We start from the raw sequence: 322 nt of genomic DNA on the forward strand, positions 1-322 counted from the left end.
GTAAAAGTGCTCAAGGATATACGTTGGAAAAAATCTGGTGATAAAAATTTAATGTTGATTGTAATCAAGCCTATTGGATATAGATTAACTAAAAAGTCTAAATTACTCTACCGAAACCCCGCATATTTAATCTCCACTGATCAAGAAATAAATCTCAAAACTTTAGTTCAATCCTACATACGAAGATGGGAAATCGAAGTGGGGTTTAGAGATCAAAAAAGCTTAATGGGGTGTGGACAAGCACAGGTGAGAGAAAAACAAGCCGTGCAAAAAGTGCCAGCGTTCTTATCAGCTTGTTACGGTATGCTTTTACTTGCTTCAC

Annotated in this window: 1 protein-coding gene; it reads left to right on the plus strand. The window is 36.3% G+C overall.

Annotated elements, in window-relative coordinates:
- A partial coding sequence (locus GOQ17_RS16160; protein WP_201288663.1) for a hypothetical protein occupies nucleotides 1-322 on the plus strand: 322 nt, incomplete at both ends.

It is taken from the genome of Sphingobacterium composti (assembly GCF_009829075.1).
Lineage (GTDB): Bacteria > Bacteroidota > Bacteroidia > Sphingobacteriales > Sphingobacteriaceae > Sphingobacterium > Sphingobacterium composti.